The 20,229-nt window shown below is 60.0% G+C and carries 15 protein-coding genes; 9 read left to right on the forward strand and 6 right to left on the reverse strand.

Annotated features, from left to right (window positions below; genetic code table 11):
- Positions 1-103 precede the first annotated feature (103 nt).
- The 6 genes from BLU24_RS05040 to BLU24_RS05060 form a co-directional block, all read right to left on the reverse strand.
- Complete coding sequence (locus BLU24_RS05040; protein ID WP_093097994.1) at positions 104-2,071, reverse strand: hypothetical protein; 1,968 nt, start codon at positions 2,069-2,071, stop codon at positions 104-106.
- Positions 2,072-2,141: 70 nt separating this feature from the next.
- Complete coding sequence (locus BLU24_RS05045; RefSeq protein WP_231990192.1) at positions 2,142-4,133, reverse strand: hypothetical protein; 1,992 nt, start codon at positions 4,131-4,133, stop codon at positions 2,142-2,144.
- 92 nt (positions 4,134-4,225) lie between these two features.
- Positions 4,226-7,705: a calcium-binding protein gene (locus BLU24_RS05050; protein WP_231990193.1), complete on the reverse strand. Its 3,480-nt coding sequence runs from the start codon at positions 7,703-7,705 to the stop codon at positions 4,226-4,228.
- Between the two features lie 84 nt (positions 7,706-7,789).
- Positions 7,790-7,924, reverse strand: a complete 135-nt coding sequence (locus BLU24_RS28070; RefSeq protein WP_269458770.1) for a hypothetical protein — start codon at positions 7,922-7,924, stop codon at positions 7,790-7,792.
- Positions 7,925-8,408: 484 nt separating this feature from the next.
- Positions 8,409-9,725 carry a bifunctional DedA family/phosphatase PAP2 family protein gene (locus BLU24_RS05055; RefSeq protein WP_093098000.1) on the reverse strand — a complete coding sequence of 439 codons (1,317 nt, stop codon included), beginning with the start codon at positions 9,723-9,725 and terminating at the stop codon, positions 8,409-8,411.
- Positions 9,726-9,872: 147 nt separating this feature from the next.
- The gene (locus BLU24_RS05060) at positions 9,873-10,598 is read right to left on the reverse strand and encodes a DNA-3-methyladenine glycosylase (protein ID WP_093098003.1); all 726 of its coding nucleotides are present in this window, start codon (positions 10,596-10,598) and stop codon (positions 9,873-9,875) included.
- Positions 10,599-10,775: 177 nt separating this feature from the next.
- Between BLU24_RS05060 and BLU24_RS05065 the strand changes: the two genes are divergently transcribed.
- From BLU24_RS05065 to BLU24_RS05105, 9 genes are all read left to right on the forward strand, one after another.
- Complete coding sequence (locus BLU24_RS05065; protein WP_093098006.1) at positions 10,776-12,047, forward strand: glutamate-5-semialdehyde dehydrogenase; 1,272 nt, start codon at positions 10,776-10,778, stop codon at positions 12,045-12,047.
- Positions 12,016-12,738 carry a nicotinate-nucleotide adenylyltransferase gene (nadD, locus tag BLU24_RS05070; RefSeq protein ID WP_093098008.1) on the forward strand — a complete coding sequence of 241 codons (723 nt, stop codon included), beginning with the start codon at positions 12,016-12,018 and terminating at the stop codon, positions 12,736-12,738. Before BLU24_RS05065 ends, nadD begins: the two co-directional genes overlap by 32 nt.
- A 72-nt stretch (positions 12,739-12,810) precedes the next feature.
- Complete coding sequence (rsfS, locus tag BLU24_RS05075) at positions 12,811-13,305, forward strand: ribosome silencing factor (RefSeq protein ID WP_090286619.1); 495 nt, start codon at positions 12,811-12,813, stop codon at positions 13,303-13,305.
- A gap of 9 nt (positions 13,306-13,314) precedes the next feature.
- Positions 13,315-13,782: a 23S rRNA (pseudouridine(1915)-N(3))-methyltransferase RlmH gene (gene rlmH, locus BLU24_RS05080; RefSeq protein ID WP_009051038.1), complete on the forward strand. Its 468-nt coding sequence runs from the start codon at positions 13,315-13,317 to the stop codon at positions 13,780-13,782.
- A 10-nt stretch (positions 13,783-13,792) separates the two neighbouring features.
- Complete coding sequence (gene mrdA / locus BLU24_RS05085) at positions 13,793-15,688, forward strand: penicillin-binding protein 2 (protein ID WP_093098011.1); 1,896 nt, start codon at positions 13,793-13,795, stop codon at positions 15,686-15,688.
- Between the two features lie 31 nt (positions 15,689-15,719).
- Positions 15,720-16,823, forward strand: a complete 1,104-nt coding sequence (gene rodA / locus BLU24_RS05090) for a rod shape-determining protein RodA (protein WP_167359939.1) — start codon at positions 15,720-15,722, stop codon at positions 16,821-16,823.
- Between the two features lie 17 nt (positions 16,824-16,840).
- The gene (gene mltB, locus BLU24_RS05095; protein WP_093098014.1) at positions 16,841-17,851 is read left to right on the forward strand and encodes a lytic murein transglycosylase B; all 1,011 of its coding nucleotides are present in this window, start codon (positions 16,841-16,843) and stop codon (positions 17,849-17,851) included.
- Complete coding sequence (locus tag BLU24_RS05100; RefSeq protein ID WP_093098017.1) at positions 17,851-18,861, forward strand: septal ring lytic transglycosylase RlpA family protein; 1,011 nt, start codon at positions 17,851-17,853, stop codon at positions 18,859-18,861. The genes mltB and BLU24_RS05100 overlap by 1 nt, the downstream gene beginning before the upstream one ends.
- Before the next feature lie 186 nt (positions 18,862-19,047).
- Positions 19,048-20,205, forward strand: coding sequence for a D-alanyl-D-alanine carboxypeptidase family protein (locus BLU24_RS05105; RefSeq protein WP_090286609.1), 1,158 nt, complete (start codon positions 19,048-19,050; stop codon positions 20,203-20,205).
- Positions 20,206-20,229 lie beyond the last annotated feature (24 nt).

Genomic DNA, 20,229 nt, shown 5'->3' on the forward strand with positions numbered 1-20,229 from the left:
CCAAAGTAAACAGCAAAACATTCAACGCGTATCTCTATCTGAATGGAGGCTTCACGTCAGTAAGAAAACGCGCCATTCATCATGGAATGAATGGCGCTTTATCTTACGTTCGGTAATGTTCGGCGACTGGCCAGGTTACGTCGTTGGAAAAAGTATCTCGGCCTTTTGGCAAGTTCAATACAACGCCGCCGGAACGGGCGATTTCATCTATCAATCCGTCATAGGCATTGTTGCCATATTGATCGTAATCGTCGGTACCTGACCACGTGGCTTTTTCGATAGCCTGCGCGCTATCGCCGGCCTGTAGAAAAATATCCTCGACTCTCGCCGCGTGGCGCAGGTCCGAGCTCACCAGCCAGATCCGCTCGGCGCTGATTCCGCGTGTCGGCATTGATATCCGACCTTCGAGTCTGTCGCCATCAAAATCCATGTTGTTCAGGTACATGTTTTCCACTCGAGGGACGACTTCGATGTTGCGAGTGTCGATGACATAAATAAAGCCAAGATGCTGGTCGCGCCGCAGCAAGGGATAGTCGCGCGATTCGTCCATCTGGAACGATGTGTCGGACTCTTCACCCGAGCTGTGTCTGAATCCGCTTGAGGAGTCGCTATCGGAAAAATGCCCTGGGTAGCGGTTGGCCTGGCTGTTGTAATGCCGAGGGTTGGAGTAGTAATCGAACCCCATGTAAGTCAGGGCATTACTCACACCGAATGTCGCACTGAATGCCCGCTTGGTCGTGGAGTCAGACGGGTTGCCGCGCAATTTCACCAGGCGTTTGTCTCGCGCCAGTTCAAAAGGCGTTCGCAAATCGGCGCGGAACATTGCCGGAATGTCTGTCCGGTAGAGGTAATCGTGCTGATTGCGTTTGTATCCGGCGTATTCAAGATAATCATTCAGGAACTTTTGGTCATAGCGTTGGGCGATGGGAGGCAAATCGTAATCATAGTTCTCGCCTTCCTCTCGCAGTCTCAGGCTGAAGTGTTCAAGCTCCTTTGCAATCTGCGCAAACCTTGTGTCGTCCGACGTGCTCTGGGTCAAGCGCTTATGCTGTTCGGCCCACTCGGGAAACGTTCCATGCTCCATTTCCAGGCGCAGCCGATTTTGTTGAGCGATGCTCAGGTTGTAGCTGCGCAGAATCTCCGTTCGTTCTTTTTGGGATTTGTCCGGAAAGGACCATCTTAGTGAGTCGGTCAGAAATTTATGGGTGTCCGGTTCATTGAAGCGGGTAGCCCAGTCGGGGGCTTTTCCGGCGGCTTCTGCTTCGCTGCGGAACGCCAGCGCCCGCGCGCCCTCCAGGCGGTAAGTGCTCCAGATTTCGCCATCACTCCAATGCGCCAGTTTGACGGGTATCGAGACGTCTCCCCTTGCTTCAGTTGGATCGACTCGTATCAGACGGCGATTTTCGTCGACAAACGCCAGACCTGCATTTTTCTTCACAACCTGACGTTCGAACCATTTGCCAGCCGGGCCCGAGTGCTCGATCAGCAGGATTTTCTCGACCGAATAATATCCACGGCTGTCGGCGACATGAGACTGGGTGTACTGCATGGGATCATAGTATTCATGCGGTTTGTTCAAGCTCCAGTTCTTGCTCTCGCCGATTCGATAAAGCGGTGGCCCCGAAGCCTCTCGCTCGGTCGGCAGCTTGGCGCGATAAGCCTTCATCATTTCGTGATACACGACCATCACTGTCTGTATGGCGCTTGTTGCGTCGTCGCTGACATCAGCAAACTTTCTGCCTTTGTAGGTCCGCAGCCCGTCAGCATCGTGAGCGGAGAGCCCGGTCAAAGCGTTTTGTCGATAAGGCTCCAGTGGCGAGGAGCGGACGGGCGCGGGTGGCTCGACGATTTCGCTCATTCGTGTGACCGTGATGGCAGTCTCTCCCCGCAGTGCTTCGTCACTCGTCCCGTCGGCGCTACGCCGCGGCGTATCATCCATTGCTTCCGAGCGATTGCGGCCAGAAAAGTGGAAATCCATGTCAACAGGGCGGTCAATAGCAGGACGAGGCGTTGACGGGCCAGGTATATCAGGCGTTGGCGAGGGGCGCAGAGGGCCAGTGTTCTTACGCATAAAGGTTCATTCCTTTGTGTAGGTCAGCCATCCACTGGCTGAACGGGGTTATGGATGCAACAGATACAAATCAGGGTCTGTAATGCTCCGGCACCGGCCAGACGACATCGTCGGCGAACGTACTGTTGCCTTTGGGCAGGGTCAGGATCACGCCTTCAGTCCCGGCAATTTCGTCAATCAACCGGTCGTAGACGCTGGTCCCGTAAAAGATGTCGTAACTCTGCGAGACCGTCCCGTCCCAGGTCGCCTGCTCGATGGCTTCAGCGCGATCGCCCGCCATGGCCAATACATCCTGAACCCTGGCAGCCTTGCTGAGATCCGAATGAACCAGCCAGATTCGCTCTGCACTGATACCCCGGGTGGGCATCGAGATATGTCCTTCCATGTGGTCATAAATACCAACGCTGGAAGAACTGTTGAGAACATCGTTCTCAGCGAGCGGGACGACTTCGATGCCTCGTGTGTCGATGGCGTAGACGAAACTCATGGTCTGGTGGGTGCGCTTTGCTTCATAGCCCTTAGTCTCGTCAAACACGAACGAACTTTCCGAATCGGACTCATCACCGAAGCGCCTTCCTTCCGAGCCATCGTCCGTGCCGCCGCTCCAATGTCGTTCCCGTTGGCCATCCGGTGGCACCTCGCCCGGGTAGCGATTGGCCTGAGTGTTGTACTTCAATGCGTTGTGGTAACCACCCTTGCTGACTGCATAATCTGTGGCCTTGTACAGGCCGAACGTCGCGCTGAAGGCTCTTTTGGCCGTTGAGCCGGTATCGTTGCCCTTGCGATGAATCATCCTCCCGTCTCTGGCCAACTCGAACGGCAGCCGTGTCTCGCCCCTGAACATGGCCGCGATATCCGTGCGGTACAGGACGTTGTGTTTGTTGCGCAGATAACCCAGATGGGCGGCGTAGTCCGCCAGATAGTCCGGACTGTAATGGCCCGTCACGAGATCCTCACGGCCGGCTCGAAAACGCGTAGCGAAGCCATCGAATTCTTCTGCGATCAGCTTGAATCGTTGCGCATTGTTCGTATCGAGCGTCAGGCTTTTATGCTGTTCGGCCCATTCCGGCATGTGTTCTGCGTGGCCATTCCTGAGATCTGTGCGCAGCTTTGCCAACTGGGTTTTCGTCAGGTTGTAACTGCGCAACAGGTCGCCGCGCTCGCTGGATGACAGGTGCGGATACAACCACTTCAGTGTGCCGGTGACATGAATATAGTCATTCCAGGCGACTGTACGGACAACCGCTTGCGGCGGCTTGCCGGACGCTTGTGCCTGTTCCCGGAATTCGGCAATACGCGCTTCATCCACGACATACATATTGAGTATTTCTTCATCTGACCAATGGGCCAGTTTCACTTTGGGCAGCGGCTTGTCTTTTATCTGCGTCGGGTCGATGTAGACCCAGCGATGGTTGTGATCCTTGAGCGCATGGCCGAGGACGGGCGCGTCGCTGGCGGACGCCGCAGCCCGAAATTCATGCAGGCCGTCGCTATTGGGCGTGGCCGAAAATACGTAATCGTTAGCAGGCAGAAGGGTGAGATGCCGGTCCAGGCTCCACAGGTTGTTTTGCGTGGTGCGATAGATCGGTGGGCCAAATGCCTGATGACTGGTCATGACCGCTCGATACTCACCTGTGTGACGGTCATGCAGCACGTAAACGTGAGACCGTTGTTCCTCACCCGGCAGTTGTACATCTACCCATTGGCGCTGGCGGAAATGTCTGATGCCATTGGCATCCGCAGGAGGCATTCCAGCGACGTATGGGTGGGTGAAATCTTCCAGCGAGTATCTCGCGCCTGGACGGGCGTCCGAGGTGCTGCCGGGCATGATGCTGACGCTGGCTGCCGCAGGCACTGGTCGGGAGACGCCGGTGCCTTGCGAGGGGGAAAGGGTGGTATCAAGCGTCACACGGTCAGAATCACCCGGTATGCGGCCTGCTGGCGGTCCCACTGGATTTGCGTCGGCACCGTCTCGTGAGGAGTGAGCAGAGCCGCTGGTTTCAATGGGCGGTGTTTTCGGGCGCGTGCCCGTCTTTGGTCGCATGGTTTCAATCTCCTTCATGAAAAAAACAGCCGGTCCGTTGGCTGAGTGTTACGAACGCCGACGCAGCAGTCAGAGCCGCATCGGCGCGTATTGAGTGTCGGGGGAAACGGTCAGATGTTCTGGCTTGATATCAGTAAATCTTCAGGCCTGATCGGGTGCTGCGGGTCGCTGCCGAGGCTCCATTGCTTTTTCGCCGAGCGATAAATCACCTTGGCGTCTTTTCCCTTGGCGCTGACGTGGGTGACATGCACGGTGGCCGCCAGTTCACTGCGCAGTCGATGCGCGTCGAGATCTGCCACCAGTGCGGCAACGCTGGCATAGCCGCGAGCGTCGATGACATACAGCTGGATGACTGCGAAAAGCAGTGACACTTCGTAAATATTGCCCGCAGACGTCACGACGCTGACTGATTCGACGGGCGAATCGTCGTCGACCGTCGGCAGCTCGAGCACGGCGCTGCCGATGCGCAGCCGGTTGGCGTCAAGCTGTATGTCGTCGCGCGCAATCGTTTCCGTCATGGCGCCGGTGAACAGGTTCCAGATCGACGCGTTGGCGGTTTTGGCGGCAGCCCCAGGCGTGGAAAGGCTCACGATCGAGTTACTGGACAGGTGTACGTCGTAAGTCGAACTTTGCCCTTCGAGCACATAAATCCCGGTGTGCGGCCCTGCCGGAATTGTCACTTTGCTGGGTTGCGCCGGCAATGCCAGTTTTGCTCCGGACACCGGTCGGGTGAACAGATAGTCACCGGTACGTCGCTTGAGGCAACTGCGGGTGCTCTGGCTGCGCGGGCCGGGGTTTGCGGCATCGTTCCGGTAATCCAGGTCCGGCACTTGCAGGCGGTACGAAACCTTGTCCTGCATGATCAGGACGATGTCCTGGGCAAGCTGTGGCGTGGTGACTTTCAAGCTGTTTCGGCCGCTGTAACCGGTGGCCGCGGCGATCGGCTGAATGACCCCGGTGAAACTCACGACTTTTTCCGGCAAGTGCAGTGACAGGTTGATGTCTTTGTAGATCAGGTGGGTATTGCCGGAAACGCCCTTGCGCACTTCCACGTCATAGCTGACGACCACGTCGCTGATTTCTTCATTGCTGAAGTCCAGGTGAATCGAACGAGACGTGCGTGCGGCGTGTGGCTTGGCCAGAAACCCGACAGTGCCAGGCAGGCGCGAAACAAAATGCCGTTTGCGTCCCATGTCATTGATTTCCACCGTGCCGGCATTGACGATTTCCGGCGCAGGGCTCGGTTTGCCGATGACACTCACCGCGATATCGACACGCTCGATCAGTGCCTTGCCCGGTGTCGTCGGCAGCAGCGCCAGCAGCTCATACTGGTCCCGTGTCTTGAACACCAGTTTGCCGTTTTTCAATTGGCGCCGGCCGTCTACCCACTGGTAGACATTTTCAATCGTCAAGACATGCTCCGGCTCGCTGCCGTCATCGCCGCGGCGGGAGCGGACCACCAGTGCGGTGTCGGCGATTTCCCAGCGCTGGATGGCTTCCATCGGCCAGCCAAATTCGATCAGGCTGGTGTGTTCGCCGTCTTCGACAATCGTGGTTCGCGCGCAGGTGTCGGCGATGTAGTATCGGTCCTTGCCGCTGCCGCCATCCACTGTGCAATCGAAACCGCCGACGGCAATGGTGTCGTCGCCGGCCCCGGCATGGACCCGGTCATTACCATTGGCCGCGATCCGGTTGGCTTCGTCGCTGCCAGTGACGCGACTGGTGCCCTTGCGCAACGTCGAGACGTTTTCGATCGACGTCAGTTGCGCCACGTGAACAGCATCGACCTGCGGATCAAGACCGCGCAGGCTGACCTTGCCGCTTTGCAGATCGATGTCGTGGCCGATATGGCGCGTGTCGTCCCGTGGGCGACTGCCTTCGAACGCCAGGGTGTCCGAGCCCGCGCCGCCATCCAGTACGTTGAGATGCGCCGGTTTGCTTGCTCGGTTGAGTTCGGCTTCGCTGACGTCCTGATAGAACGCGTCGCTTTTGCTGCCGCCCGTCAGGGCTTTGTGATCGTCGCGCCAGGTGAAGAGATTGGCCTGGTCCGCCACGCCGATCACCCGGTCATTGCCATCGCCAAGGCGCCAGAACACACCCTTGTCCTCACCGCCGGTGCCGGAGACCTTGCCCTTGAGATCGACGGGCAGGCCTTTGCTGGCGTCAATCACGTCGTCGCCTTCCACGACCGCCGCGTAGTTATCGAGTTTGAACGGTTTCTCACCCGCAGCTTCATCCCATTGGTAGCGCCAGATTTCCACAGGTTTGAGTTCTACGCGGAAGGCGCCGTTGATGATGTGTTCGAGAGAGTGTTTGTACGCGCCGTCGAGCATCTGGCGGGCAGACATCTGCAATTGGGCCTCATGGTCGCGATAACCCTTGGACTGCTTGAAGCGGTCCATGACGTCCTTGTCCATCTCCTGGCCGGTGAAGGCGAACCAGCCCGAGCGCAGACGTTCGTGGAACGTCAGTTCGATATAGTCGTCGATGTCATCGACCGCGCGTGCGGCGTGGTAGATCATCGAACCGGCGATCAGCAATCCGGCGGCAGCCAGGCCGAGCGGACCGGCGACACTGCCGAAACCGGCCAGCGCCGCCGCGCCAAGCGCCAGGCTGATGCCCGCGCCAGCAACGCTGAAGCCAGCATTGACGTAATGGTCCTGGGCTTCCTTGCCACTGCTGACCGCGGCGGCGTTGAACGACTTCACCGCATCGGCAATGTCGAACGGCAAGGTGATGACGCTGGCAAACATGCCGGCGCCGCGACCCAGGTATTTGCCGAACGAGGTGCGCGGAAAATAGCGGAACACCTTGCCTCCCTGGGTGAGCATGGCCTGGCCACCCTTGCTGAAGCCCTGCTCGAGAATCAGCGAGCCCAGTTCGGCGGCAATCGAGCCACCCTGAAACCAGGCTTCTCCCGTCTCGCCGTGTTTGATCGCATCGAGCATTGCCCGATAGCCGCTGTAGATACCGAATGCCTGCATGCCCACACCGGCGCCGCTCAGCAGATAACTTTTGCCCCTGTTGACCCAGCCGGGGGAGTTTTCCAGGGCGTCGATCGGTTGCACTTCAAGCTTCTGCGCGGCCTCGCAGAAATGATTGAGACGTCCCATCAAACTGCGTGGCTTGATGTCGCCAGCGCTGACAAACAGCTGTCCGGCATTGGCCGAGCGCTGGCTGGAAATTTCAAAAAACAGCAGGCCGGGGCCGTCAATGTCGGCGGCATCAATGGCTTTCAAGCGTGCCTGGGCCTTGTCGGCATCGAAGTTGAGCCCGTCGAGAAAGGCCTGATCCGCGTGCTGCATACCGGCGTTCGCCGGGCTGATGGGCTGGCCGTGCACGGTGGCCCCGAAAGCCTGAAGTTCGACTCGGGTGGTCGTGACCTCGCCGATGCGCAACGGGCCGAAATGTTCATCAAGGGAGGCCAGCGTGCGCCGGAAAGGGGCTTTCGGGTCCGTCGGGCTGGCACTGTTCGACGGCTCGATGTGAGTCGGCTGCCGTCCATAGGGATTGGCCGAGGCAGCGATCTGCTGCATGCCGATTGCGCGGGCCTCAAGAGCTGCGACGCTTGGTGTGATAAGTGTTGACACGATTAGTCCTTTAATAAGTGGCGTTAGCCGGTATCCGTACCGGTTGTTTTCATCTGCTCAACGTTGTTGAGAACGGCGGTGTGCTCACGGCCAACTGATGTCGTGGGCGAACTCGTTGCTGTTGCCGGAAAGACTGATGATCGGTTGGCCGGCCGCTTCGACCCGGTCGATCAAACGGTCGTATTCGAAGCCATTGGTGTGGCAGGGTACTGATGACAACGGCGGGGGCAGGATCGATATCGGCCTCGGTGTTGGGCATGCACGCTGGATCGGCGGGATCGTTAAAACCGGGCAGGCGCCATGTTGCAGGCAGTCCGGGGGGGAGCGCAGGCGTAAAGGACGGCGGCTCGGGTGGACGGTTGGCGAGCGTTGGTTTGCGCGGTATTTTCGGACTCATGAATGACTCTTATCAATAGATAAACAAAACACCCGCTGTTTCAGTCAGCGTGTGTTTTAAGTATCGAAAGTTATTGAATTGAAGAGCCAATCTAATGGTTTTTGCACAGCGTGGAATTGTTTATCGCGCTGTTGGCGAAGTGATTGTGTAACCCGGTTTTTTATTCAGTATGGAAGTGCGAAAGTTGATAATCGCTTGCGTGAAAACTTACTCGCAACAGGAATTTATGAATCAGTTGGTAGCGCTGCTCTCGTCGGAAATTTCCGAAAAGAACAGCGCGAGAAAATAACGCTTGTGCACTTTCAATCAATAAGCGTAACGCAGCAGCGTATGCGGAAGATGGCGCAGTACGAAGAATCCGAACAAGGCAATCATCGATGGCAGGATCAGCCACCAGATCTTGAACGGCACTGGGTTGAGGGAAGTCTGACGCTGGCTCAGCCATAGCACTGCGGCGCAAACGCAACTGGCGAGCATGGCGCCGGCAAGAATGTCGGTCGGCCAGTGCGCCCCCAGATAGACCCGCGACAAGGCGATAGAGAGCGCCGGGATGCAAGCGATCAGCAGCCAGGTCAGGCGCATGCGTGGCGGCTGGCCGCGACCGGCCAGCACGCCCAGTGTCAGGAACAAGGCAAACGCGCCGGAAGCATGGCCGCTGGGCATGCTGTAGGTGGTCAATGGATCACTGAGTACTTCGGGGCGCACTCGGGCAAAGAAGTATTTGGTCCCGGTATTGGCCATTGCGGTGATGAGCATGGTCGCACCGGCGAACATCGCCTGACGCCACTGCTTGCACAACAGCAACAGCACGACCAGCAGGGCGCTGAACAGCAGCATGTTGCGGAATTCGCCGATCAGCGTCAGCGTCACGGCAATTTCGTCGAGCGCTGGCTGGCGATGTTCCTGCACCAGCGTCATCACTCCGTTGTCGAGCGCCGTCAGGTACGGGTAGCCGATAAACAGGCCGATCAGGATCAACAGGCTCATGCCGCCGATCCAGATCGTCGCGCGACGATGGCGACGCACGCTGCTGTTGACGCTCAGGCCGACCATCACCGCGATGCTGGCGGCGACAATTCCGGCCTCGAGCCAGAAACCTTCAGGCAACGGCAGGCGGAACGCCGCGCCGGTGGCCCAACCCGGGAGCAGATAGGCGAGGCTCCAGCCAGCCGCAGCGAGCAGGCTAACGGCGATAAAGCGCGGGAACGGCATGTCGCACATGCCCGCCACCATCGGCAGCATGGGACGTAGCGGGCCGATAAAGCGACCGACCAGCAGGCTGGCGATGCCGTAACGCTGGAAATACGATTCGGCCCCTGCCATCCACTCCGGATGACTGCGCAGCCCCGGCAAGCGACGGATGTTCTGATGGAAATGCCGGCCGAGAAAATACGAAATCAGATCGCCGAGAATGCCGCCGAGAAAGCCCAGCAAAAGGGTTTCGCTCAACGACAGCGCGCCGCTGCCAGCCAGCACCGCAACCGCGAACAGCAGCACGGTGCCCGGTACGATGAGACCGGCGATCGCCAGGCATTCCACCAGCGCCACAACGAACACCGCAGCCGCCAGCCACTGTGGATTGGCCGCCAGCCAACCGGTCACGCTATCGAGCCATGGGCCCATACAGAAAAACTCCATCAAAACTGCAATTGATATTCAGGGATTACCGGCCACCTGTGAGAGCGCGCCTGCTCGCGAATGCAGTGTGTCAGACGATTAAATTCGTCCGGTAGACCTCTTCGCGAGCAGGCGCGCTCCCACAGGTGGATATCATTTGATCGCGCAATCGACGCTGGACCCAGGCAGCAGAAAATAATCCCGGCCTTCGACCTGGCCCCGGCGCAACGGGTTCCGCGTGCACCATTGTGCGTAGGCTGCATCGACGAAGCGGTACATCAGGTGCTCGTCCCGTCCGAGCGGAATGCCCAGACGAGTCGTTTGAATAATGTGTGAGGGCGCGGGGCCGGTGTCTTCCACCAATAACAGTTCATGATCGAAACGCTTGGCGTCCCACATCGGTACTTTCAGCCCGAGTGCCTTGCACAGCAATGTCTGGCCGGCGCAGAGTTTGTTCGCAGGGCGCGCGCGACCCTGAGCGTCGGGGTTGTTCAGAAGCATTTGCGCCATGCTCGCCGGACCGCTGATTTCATCGATCCACGGATAGGCCGATTTGATCAGCACGGCATTGCCCGGACCCTGCGCGCTGAAGTTCAGCGAATCGCCGCCACGGGCGTAGTACATATAGATGTGCCCGCCATCCAGAAACAAAGCCTTACGCTTTTCCGTGTAACCGAGTGAGGCATGGCTGCCTTTTTCAGCGCAGTAATAGGCTTCGGTTTCGATGATCCGCGCGCTCAGCCACAGATCGCCGACGCGATGACGGATGACTTTGCCGAGCAGATCCTGCGCCAGTACCTGGGCGTCACGCTCGAAAAAACTGTCCGGCAGGCCCACGGGCAGGCGCGTGGGCTGAGAGTGTTGGGGCTCGTTGGTCATGATGGGCAAGGTTGATCCAGGCTCAAGAGGCCGTGATGATAACAACGCCGAGCTTAATTACGTCTGAACGACGGCCATTCCCAGCTCATTTTGACCATCCGCCCGTCACCGCTGTTAGTCGGGGGGCGTGACAGCTATAATCTGCCGCTTTCCTCTTTGCCAAGACCCCAGCAGACCATGACTGAGTCCGTTCTTGACTACATGACCCGATTGGGTCGCGCCGCCCGCAGCGCTTCCCGGGTCATCGGCCGTGCCAGCACCGCGCAGAAAAACCGCGCCCTGCAGGCAACCGCCAATGCTCTGGACGCCGCGCGTGCCGAGGTGGCGGCAGCCAATGAACAGGATTTGGCCGCCGGCCGCGCCAATGGCCTGGAGCCTGCGTTGCTGGAACGTCTGGAACTGACCCCGGCACGCATCGACGGCATGATTGTCGGTTTGCGCCAGGTCGCTGCGCTGCCGGATCCGGTCGGCGCGATCCGCGACATGAGCTACCGCCCGTCGGGGATTCAGGTCGGCAAGATGCGCGTGCCGCTGGGTGTGATCGGGATCATCTACGAATCCCGGCCCAACGTGACCATCGACGCCGCCAGCCTGTGCCTGAAGTCCGGCAACGCGACGATCCTGCGCGGCGGCTCCGAAGCGATTCATTCCAACCGGGCGATTGCTGCGTGCATTCAACGTGGTCTGGCCGAGGCCGAGCTACCCGCCGCCGTGGTGCAAGTGGTGGAAACCACCGACCGTGCCGCCGTCGGCGCGATGATCAGCATGCCCGAGTACGTCGATGTGATCGTGCCGCGCGGTGGCCGCGGCCTGATCGAGCGCATCAGCCGTGATGCCCGCGTACCGGTGATCAAGCATCTGGACGGAATCTGCCACGTTTATGTCAGCGAACACGCCGATCTGGGCAAAGCCCAGCGCATTGCGTTCAACGCCAAGACTTATCGTTATGGCATTTGCGGGGCGATGGAAACCTTGCTGGTCGACCAGACCGTTGCGCAGGCTTTCCTGCCGGCAATGGCCGCGCAGTTCCGCGAAAAAGGCGTCGAGCTGCGTGGCTGCGAGCGCACCCGAGCGATCATCGAGGCCGTCGCGGCCACCGAGGACGACTGGAGCAGCGAATATCTGGCGCCGATTCTGTCGATCCGCGTGGTCGACGGGCTGGATCAGGCCATCGAACACATCAATCATTACGGCTCCCACCACACCGACTCGATCGTCAGCGAAAATCTCGCCGACACCCGGCGTTTCGTGGCGGAAGTCGACTCGGCCTCGGTGATGATCAACACGCCGACCTGCTTCGCCGATGGATTTGAATACGGATTGGGTGCCGAGATCGGCATTTCTACTGATAAGCTGCACGCCCGCGGCCCGGTGGGCCTCGAAGGGCTGACCTGCGAGAAGTACATCGTGGTCGGTGATGGCCAGTTGCGCGGCCAGGCGACGGTCTGACTTGACCGACCTCGACCTGACAGCGCCGCACACCGGCAGCGAGTCGTGCCCACGACGCATCGGCGTTCTGGGCGGTACGTTCGACCCGGTGCACATCGGCCATTTGCGCGGCGGGCTGGAAGTCGCCGAGGCGCTGGCGCTCGATGAGCTGCGCATGCTGCCCAGCGCGCGTCCGCCGCATCGCGGTACGCCGCAGGTGTCGGCGCAGGATCGGCTGGCCATGGTCGAGTGTGCGGTGGCCGGTTTGCCGCCGCTGATGGTGGATGCCCGCGAATTACAGCGGGACAAGCCGTCATGGACCATCGATACCCTGGAGTCGCTGCGTGGCGAAATGCCCGCCGAGACCCAGGTTTTTCTGCTTTTGGGCTGGGACGCATTTTGCGGCCTGCCCACTTGGCACCGCTGGGAAGAGTTGCTCCAGCATTGCCACATCCTGGTGCTACAGCGCCCGGACGCCGACAGCGAACCGCCGGATGCCTTGCGCAACCTGCTGGCAGCGCGTTCGGTGAGCGACCCGCTGGCCCTGAAAGGGCCGAGCGGACAGATTGCATTCGTCTGGCAGACACCGCTCGCGGTTTCCGCCACCCAGATCCGTCAACTGCTGGCCAGCGGTAAGTCGGTACGTTTCCTGGTGCCCGACGCGGTCCTGGCCTACATCGATGCGCACGGTCTGTACCGTGCGTCGAACTGAACAAGGCGTGCTTCACGGATACGAATCACCGTATCGCCAAGCCGCCGAATACATGAGCAAAACGAGTTTTATATGACTGACAAAGATCTACCGAAAGTAAAGCGCAAAGGCACGTTCAAGAGCGCGCCGCTGCCGGAAGTCGCCAGCACCAACGAACCGCTCAAGGGCGATGAACTGGTCAAGCTTGCCGTCGCTGCACTGGAAGACGTCAAGGCCCAGGACATTCAGGTCATCGACGTTCGCGACAAGCAGAGCATCACTGACTACATGATCATCGCCACCGGTACCTCCAACCGCCAGATCAACGCGATGCTCGACAAGGTTCGCGAGGAAGTCAAAAAGCAGGGCGCCAAGCCGCTGGGCGAAGAAGGCAAGGGCGACAGCGACTGGGTACTGCTCGACCTCGACCTGGTCATCGTGCACATGATGACGGCCTCGGCGCGTCAGTTCTACGACCTGGAGCGCCTGTGGGCCGGTGCCGAGCAGAGCCGTGCGGCCGACGCCAGGCACCACAGCCCGGAAAACACCCACGAGCATTTCACCAAGCTCAACAAAGACCAGCTGTAAGGGATTGCTGTGCGACTGCGCCTGATCGCCGTCGGTTCACGCATGCCCAAGTGGGTGGAAGAAGGCTGGCATGAATATGCCAAGCGTCTTCCGTCCGAGCTGGCGCTGGAACTGGTGGAAATACCGCTCAATACCCGTGGCAAGAATGCCGACGTGGCCCGATTCATCCGCCAGGAAGGCGAAGCCATGCTGGCCAAGGTCGGGCAGAACGAGCGGATCGTCACGCTGGAAGTCCACGGCAAACCCTGGAGCACCGAGCAACTGGCGGTCGAGCTCGATCGCTGGCGGCTGGACTCGCGCACGGTCAATTTCATGGTCGGTGGTCCCGAGGGGCTGGCGCCGGAAGTCTGCGCCCGTGCCGATCAGCGCTGGTCGTTGTCGCCGCTGACGTTGCCGCATCCGCTGGTGCGCATCCTCATCGGCGAACAGTTGTATCGTGCCTGGACCGTGTTGTCCGGTCACCCTTACCACAAGTAAGCCTGCCCTCATGTCTCAGCCGATCCGCATCAAGGACCACGAAAAGGACGCCCGCCTGGTGCGTAGCCGCGTCGTGTTCGGGGCCATTACGGTCATGTTGCTGATCGTTGTGCTGATTGCGCGGTTGTATTACTTGCAGGTGATCCAGTACGAATATCACTCGACCCTGTCGGAAAACAACCGCGTCCATGTGCAGCCGATTCCGCCCACGCGCGGGCTGATTTTCGATCGCAACGGCGTGGTGGTCGCGGACAACCGCCCAAGCTTCAGCCTGAGCATGACCCGCGAGCGCTCCGGCGACTGGCAGCAAGTGCTCGACGTCATCGTCGAAGTGCTGGAGCTGACGCCCGAGGACCGGGTGATCTTCGAGAAGCGCATGCGGCAGGGGCGCCGACCGTTCGAGCCGGTGCCGATCCTGTTCGAGCTGAGCGAAGAGCAGATTGCCCGCATCGCCGTAAACCAGTTCCGCCTGCCGGGCGTCGAGGTGGTCGCGCAACTGGTCCGTCACTATCCGCAGGGCGCGCATTTTGCGCATTCGGTGGGCTACATGGGGCGGATCAATGAGAAAGAGCTGAAAAGCCTCGATCCGGTCAATTACAGCGGCACCCACCACATCGGCAAAACCGGCATCGAGCGTTTCTACGAGCCGGAGTTGCACGGGCAGGTCGGCTACGAAGAAGTTGAGACCAATGCCCGGGGCCGCGTATTGCGCGTACTCAAGCGCACCGATCCGATTCCAGGCAAGGACATTGTCCTGAGTCTGGACATCAAGCTGCAGGAAGCCGCCGAGGCCGCGCTGGGCGGGCGGCGGGGTGCGGTGGTGGCGCTCGATCCGAAGACCGGTGAAGTGCTGGCGATGGTCAGTCAGCCGAGTTTCGACCCCAACCTGTTCGTCACCGGGATCAGCTTCAAGGCCTACGCCGAGTTGCGCGACTCCATTGACCGGCCGCTGTTCAACCGCGTGCTGCGCGGACTCTACCCGCCGGGCTCGACGATCAAACCGGCGGTGGCGATTGCCGGCCTCGATGCCGGCGTAGTCACGGCTTCAAGTCGGGTGTTCGACCCCGGCTATTACATGCTGCCCAACTACGACCATAAATACCGCAACTGGAACCGCACCGGGGACGGCTTCGTCGACCTCGACACAGCGATCATGCGGTCCAACGACACCTACTTCTATGACCTGGCACACAAGCTCGGCATCGATCGGCTGTCGGCGTACATGAACAAGTTCGGCATCGGCCAGAAGGTCTCGCTGGACATGTTCGAAGAATCCCCCGGCCTGATGCCGTCGCGTGAATGGAAGCGGGCGACACGCAAACAGGCATGGTTCCCCGGCGAAACCCTGATTCTCGGGATCGGCCAGGGCTACATGCAATCGACACCGCTGCAACTGGCCCAGGCCACGGCATTGGTGGCCAACAAAGGCATCTGGAACCGTCCGCACCTGGCCAAGTCCCTTGACGGGGTGAAGCCTGTGGATGACAACCCGATGCCGAACATCGTGCTGCGCGATCCGTCCGACTGGAACAAGGTCAACCACGGCATGCAGCAGGTGATGCACGGCGCCCGCGGCACCGCGCGTAAAGCGGCGATCGGTGCGCAATACCGCATCGCCGGCAAGTCGGGTACCGCCCAGGTCGTGGCGATCAAGCAGGGCGAGAAATACGACCGCTCCAAGGTCCAGGAACGCCATCGCGACCACGCCTTGTTCGTCGGCTTTGCTCCGGCCGAGGATCCGAAAATCGTCGTCTCGGTGATGGTCGAGAACGGTGAATCCGGTTCCGGTGTCGCCGCGCCAGTGGTGCGTCAGGTGATGGACGCCTGGCTGCTCGACAAGGAAGGACATTTGAAGGCCGAGTACGCCAGCCCAATCACTGCGGAGGCCACGGCCCGTGATGAATAACTTCGATCGCATGCTCTCCAGTGAGGATGTGATGCGTCGCCGCGCGACGTTGCTGCAAAGACTGCACATTGATGGCCCGCTGCTGATTCTGCTGCTGATCCTCGCCGCCGGCAGCCTGTTCGTGCTGTATTCGGCCAGCGGCAAGAGCTGGGATCTACTGGGCAAACAGGCGACGTCGTTCGGCATCGGCCTGGTAGCAATGATTGTCATTGCCCAGTTCGAACCGCGGTTCATGGCCCGTTGGGTGCCGCTCGGTTATGTCATTGGCGTGGTGCTGCTGCTGGTGGTGGACATCATGGGCCACAACGCCATGGGCGCGACGCGCTGGATCAACATCCCCGGGGTGATCCGCTTCCAGCCTTCGGAATTCATGAAAATCCTCATGCCGGCGACCATCGCCTGGTACTTGTCCAAGCGCACCTTGCCGCCGCAACTCAAGCATGTCGGTATCAGCCTGATGCTGATCGGCGTGCCGTTCGCGCTGATCGTGCGCCAGCCCGATCTCGGCACTTCGCTGTTGATTCTGGCCGGCGGCGCGTTCGTGCTGTTCATGGGAGGGTTACGCTGGCGCTGGATCCTCAGCGTGCTGGCGGCGGCGGTGCCGGTGTCGGTGGCGATGTGGTTTTTCGTCATGCACGACTACCAGAAGCAGCGCGTGCTGACCTTTCTCGATCCGGAAAGCGATCCGCTGGGCACCGGCTGGAACATCATCCAGTCGAAAGCCGCGATCGGTTCCGGCGGTGTCTTCGGCAAAGGCTGGTTGCTCGGCACCCAGTCACACCTGGACTTCCTCCCGGAAAGCCACACCGACTTCATCATTGCCGTACTCGGCGAAGAGTTCGGTCTGGTCGGCATTTGCGCGCTGTTGCTGATTTATCTGCTGCTGATCGGACGCGGGCTGGTGATCACCGCTCAGGCGCAAACCCTGTTCGGCAAATTGCTCGCCGGGGCGTTGACCATGACATTTTTTGTTTACGTTTTCGTCAACATCGGTATGGTCAGTGGCCTGTTGCCGGTCGTGGGGGTGCCGTTGCCGTTCATTAGCTACGGAGGAACTTCGCTGGTGACACTGCTGTCAGCGTTTGGGGTTTTGATGTCGATCCATACCCATCGCAAGTGGATCGCACAGGTTTGAATAAGGTGAACAGTTCAATGCAAGTCATGCGTGGCTGGGCGACTCGATGCGCGCCGCTGGTTGGCCTGATGGGCCTGCTGGGCAGCGTTCAGGAAGCGCTGGCCGGCGAATACGAAGGCTCGCCGCAGGTGGCCGGATTCGTCGGTGAAATGACCCGCGACTACGGTTTCGCCGGTGAGCAATTGATGGCGGTGTTCCGTGAGGCGCAGCGCAAGCAGGCGATTCTCGATGCCATTTCCAGGCCTGCCGAGCGGGTCAAGCAGTGGAACGAATACCGCCCGATGTTCATCACCGACGCGCGCATTGCCCGCGGTGTCGACTTTTGGCGTCAGCACGAGGCAACCCTGGCGCGTGCCGAGCAGGAATACGGCGTACCGGCACAGGTCATCGTGTCAATCATCGGCGTTGAAACCTTTTTCGGACGTAATACCGGTAATTACCGGGTGATCGATGCGTTGTCGACGCTCGGTTTCGACTATCCTCCCCGTGCCGAATTTTTCCGCAAGGAATTGCGCGAGTTCTTGCTGCTGGCGCGTGAAGAGCAGGTCGATCCATTGACTCTCAAAGGCTCCTATGCCGGGGCCATGGGCCTGCCGCAATTCATGCCGAGCAGCTTTCGCGCCTATGCGGTGGATTTCGACGGTGACGGCCACATCAATATCTGGAACAACCCGGACGATGCGATCGGCAGCGTTGCCAGCTATTTCAAGCGTCACGGCTGGGTCTCCGGCGAGCCGGTGGTCAGCCGCGCCGATGTTGGCGGCGAGCACGTCGAAGAAGGCCTGACCAGCGGTATCGAGCCGACGAAAACGGTCGCAGAGTTGCGGGCGCTGGGCTGGTCAAGTCATGATGCGCTGCGCGATGATATGCCGGTTACCGCATTTCGCCTCGAAGGCGACAACGGCCCGGAATACTGGATGGGCCTGAAGAATTTCTACGCAATCACGCGTTATAACCGCAGCGTGATGTACGCCATGGCCGTACATCAACTGTCTGAACAGCTGGTACAAGCACGGGGCGTCAAGTAATGCAGGCATTGCCTAATCATAAACCCCTGAAGCTGGTGGCTTTCGCTGCGTTGGCAGTCCTGGTTGCCAGTTGCACGACCAGCCGCACCCCGACGCAGAAAACGCCGTCCACTGCTGTCCGCGCCCAACCGGGCCTGGACATCAACCGCGCGCACAAAGATGGCGCGCCGTGGTGGGACGTCGATGTCTCGCGCATCCCGGATGCGACGCCGACCCTGCACACTGGCCCGTACAAGGCCAACCCGTACACCGTGCTGGGCAAAACCTATTTTCCGCTGCAGGAATCCAAGACCTATGTCGCTTCCGGCACGGCGTCCTGGTACGGCACCAAGTTTCACGGGCAGAACACCGCAAACGGCGAGGTCTATGACCTGTACGGCATGAGTGCCGCACACAAGACCTTACCGCTGCCCAGTTACGTTCGGGTGACCAATCTGGACAACAACAAGACCGTGATCCTGCGCGTCAACGACCGCGGGCCGTTCTATTCCGATCGCATCATCGATCTGTCCTACGCAGCGGCGAAGAAACTCGGTTACGCCGAAACCGGCACCGCGCGGGTCAAGGTCGAAGGCATCGATCCGCAGCAATGGTGGGCCGCCAAGGGCCGTCCGGCGCCGCTGATGCTCAACGAGCCGCAAGTGGTGCAGACCAGCGCTCCGGTGATCACGGCTTCGGCCGGCACCGTCGAGCAATGGACCCCGCCGCCGCAGCAGCACGCCGCGGCCGTAGTGCCGGTGCAGATCGACGCAAAAAAAAACGCTTCTGCAACAGCGTCTGGCCAGTATCTGCAGGTGGGCGCGTTCGCCAACCCGGACGCTGCCGAACTGCTGAGGTCGAAGCTCAGCGGGATGGTGAGCGCTCCGGTGTTCATCAGCTCGATCGTGCGCAATCAGCAGACCCTGCACCGGGTACGCCTGGGGCCGATCGGCTCGCCGGGTGAAATCGCCCAGGTGCAGAACAGCGTGCGCCTGGCCAACCTGGGTTCGCCCAGCGTGGTCACCGAGTAAAACGTAGACCTTGATTGACGGTTCACTTGCGGTATCGGGGGGTGAACCAGGTTGTTGGCTCGTCGAAGAACAAAAGCCCGGCAAGGGTGACTGGAGTGAACGACTGAACACGCGATGGCCCGTTAGAAGGCTGTCTGAACAAGTTTTGCCTTCGGGCAAGTTTCCATTAGCGATTTCGAGAGACGGATGAACATCACCACCTTTGCCAAACGCCTGTGTCTGCTAGTCCCGCTGCTCCTCTCGCCAGCCGCTTTCGCGGCCGAGATGATGCCGTCGCCACCGCAACTGGCCGCCAAGGCCTACGTTCTGATGGATGCCAGCAGCGGCAACGTGCTGGTCGAGAACAATGGCGACCAGCGTCTGCCACCGGCCAGCCTGACCAAGCTGATGACCGCGTACATCGCGACCCTGGAAATCCGTCGCGGCCAGATCGGTGAAAACGATCCGGTGACCGTCAGCGAAAACGCCTGGCGCACCGGCGGTTCGCGGATGTTCATCAAAGTCGGCTCGCAGGTGACCGTCAGCGACCTGCTGCACGGCATCATCATCCAGTCCGGCAACGACGCCAGCGTCGCGCTGGCCGAGCACATCGCCGGTAGCGAAGATGCCTTCGCCGACCTGATGAACAAGACGGTTACCGAACTGGGCATGACCAATACCCACTTCATGAACCCGACCGGTCTGCCGAACCCTGAGCACTACTCCTCGGCGCACGACATGGCGACGCTGGCTCGCGCGATCATTCACGAAGACCCGGCTCACTACGCGATCTACTCGCAGAAAGAGTTCTTCTGGAACGGCATCAAGCAGCCTAACCGCAACCTGCTGCTGTGGCGCGACAAGACCGTCGACGGTCTGAAAACCGGTCATACCGACGAAGCCGGCTACTGCATGGTGTCTTCGGCGGTACGTGATGGTCAGCGTCTGATCGCCGTGGTGTTCGGCACCAACAGCGAAGTGGCCCGTGCCGCTGAAACCCAGAAGCTGCTGACTTACGGTTTCCGCTTCTTCGAAACCCAGACCTTCTATCAGAAGGGCACCGAACTGGCTCAAGCGCCGGTGTGGAAAGGCACCACCAATCAGGTCAAGGCCGGCCTGGCGCAAGACCTGACGATGACCTTGCCAAAAGGCCAGCTGAAAAAGCTCGCTGCCAGCATGACCATGAACCCGCAACTGACCGCGCCTATCGCCAAGGGCGACGTGATCGGTAAAGTCGAAGTCAAACTGGAAGACAAGGTCGTGCACAGCGCCGACCTGATCGCTCTGGATGGCGTCGAAGAGGGTGGTATCTTCCGCCGCATGTGGGATAGCATCCGCCTATTCTTCTACGGCTTGTTCAACTGATTTTGTGTTGACCTGCATGGCCCC

Source organism: Pseudomonas sp. Z003-0.4C(8344-21), assembly GCF_900104975.1.
GTDB classification, from domain to species: Bacteria; Pseudomonadota; Gammaproteobacteria; order Pseudomonadales; family Pseudomonadaceae; genus Aquipseudomonas; species Aquipseudomonas granadensis.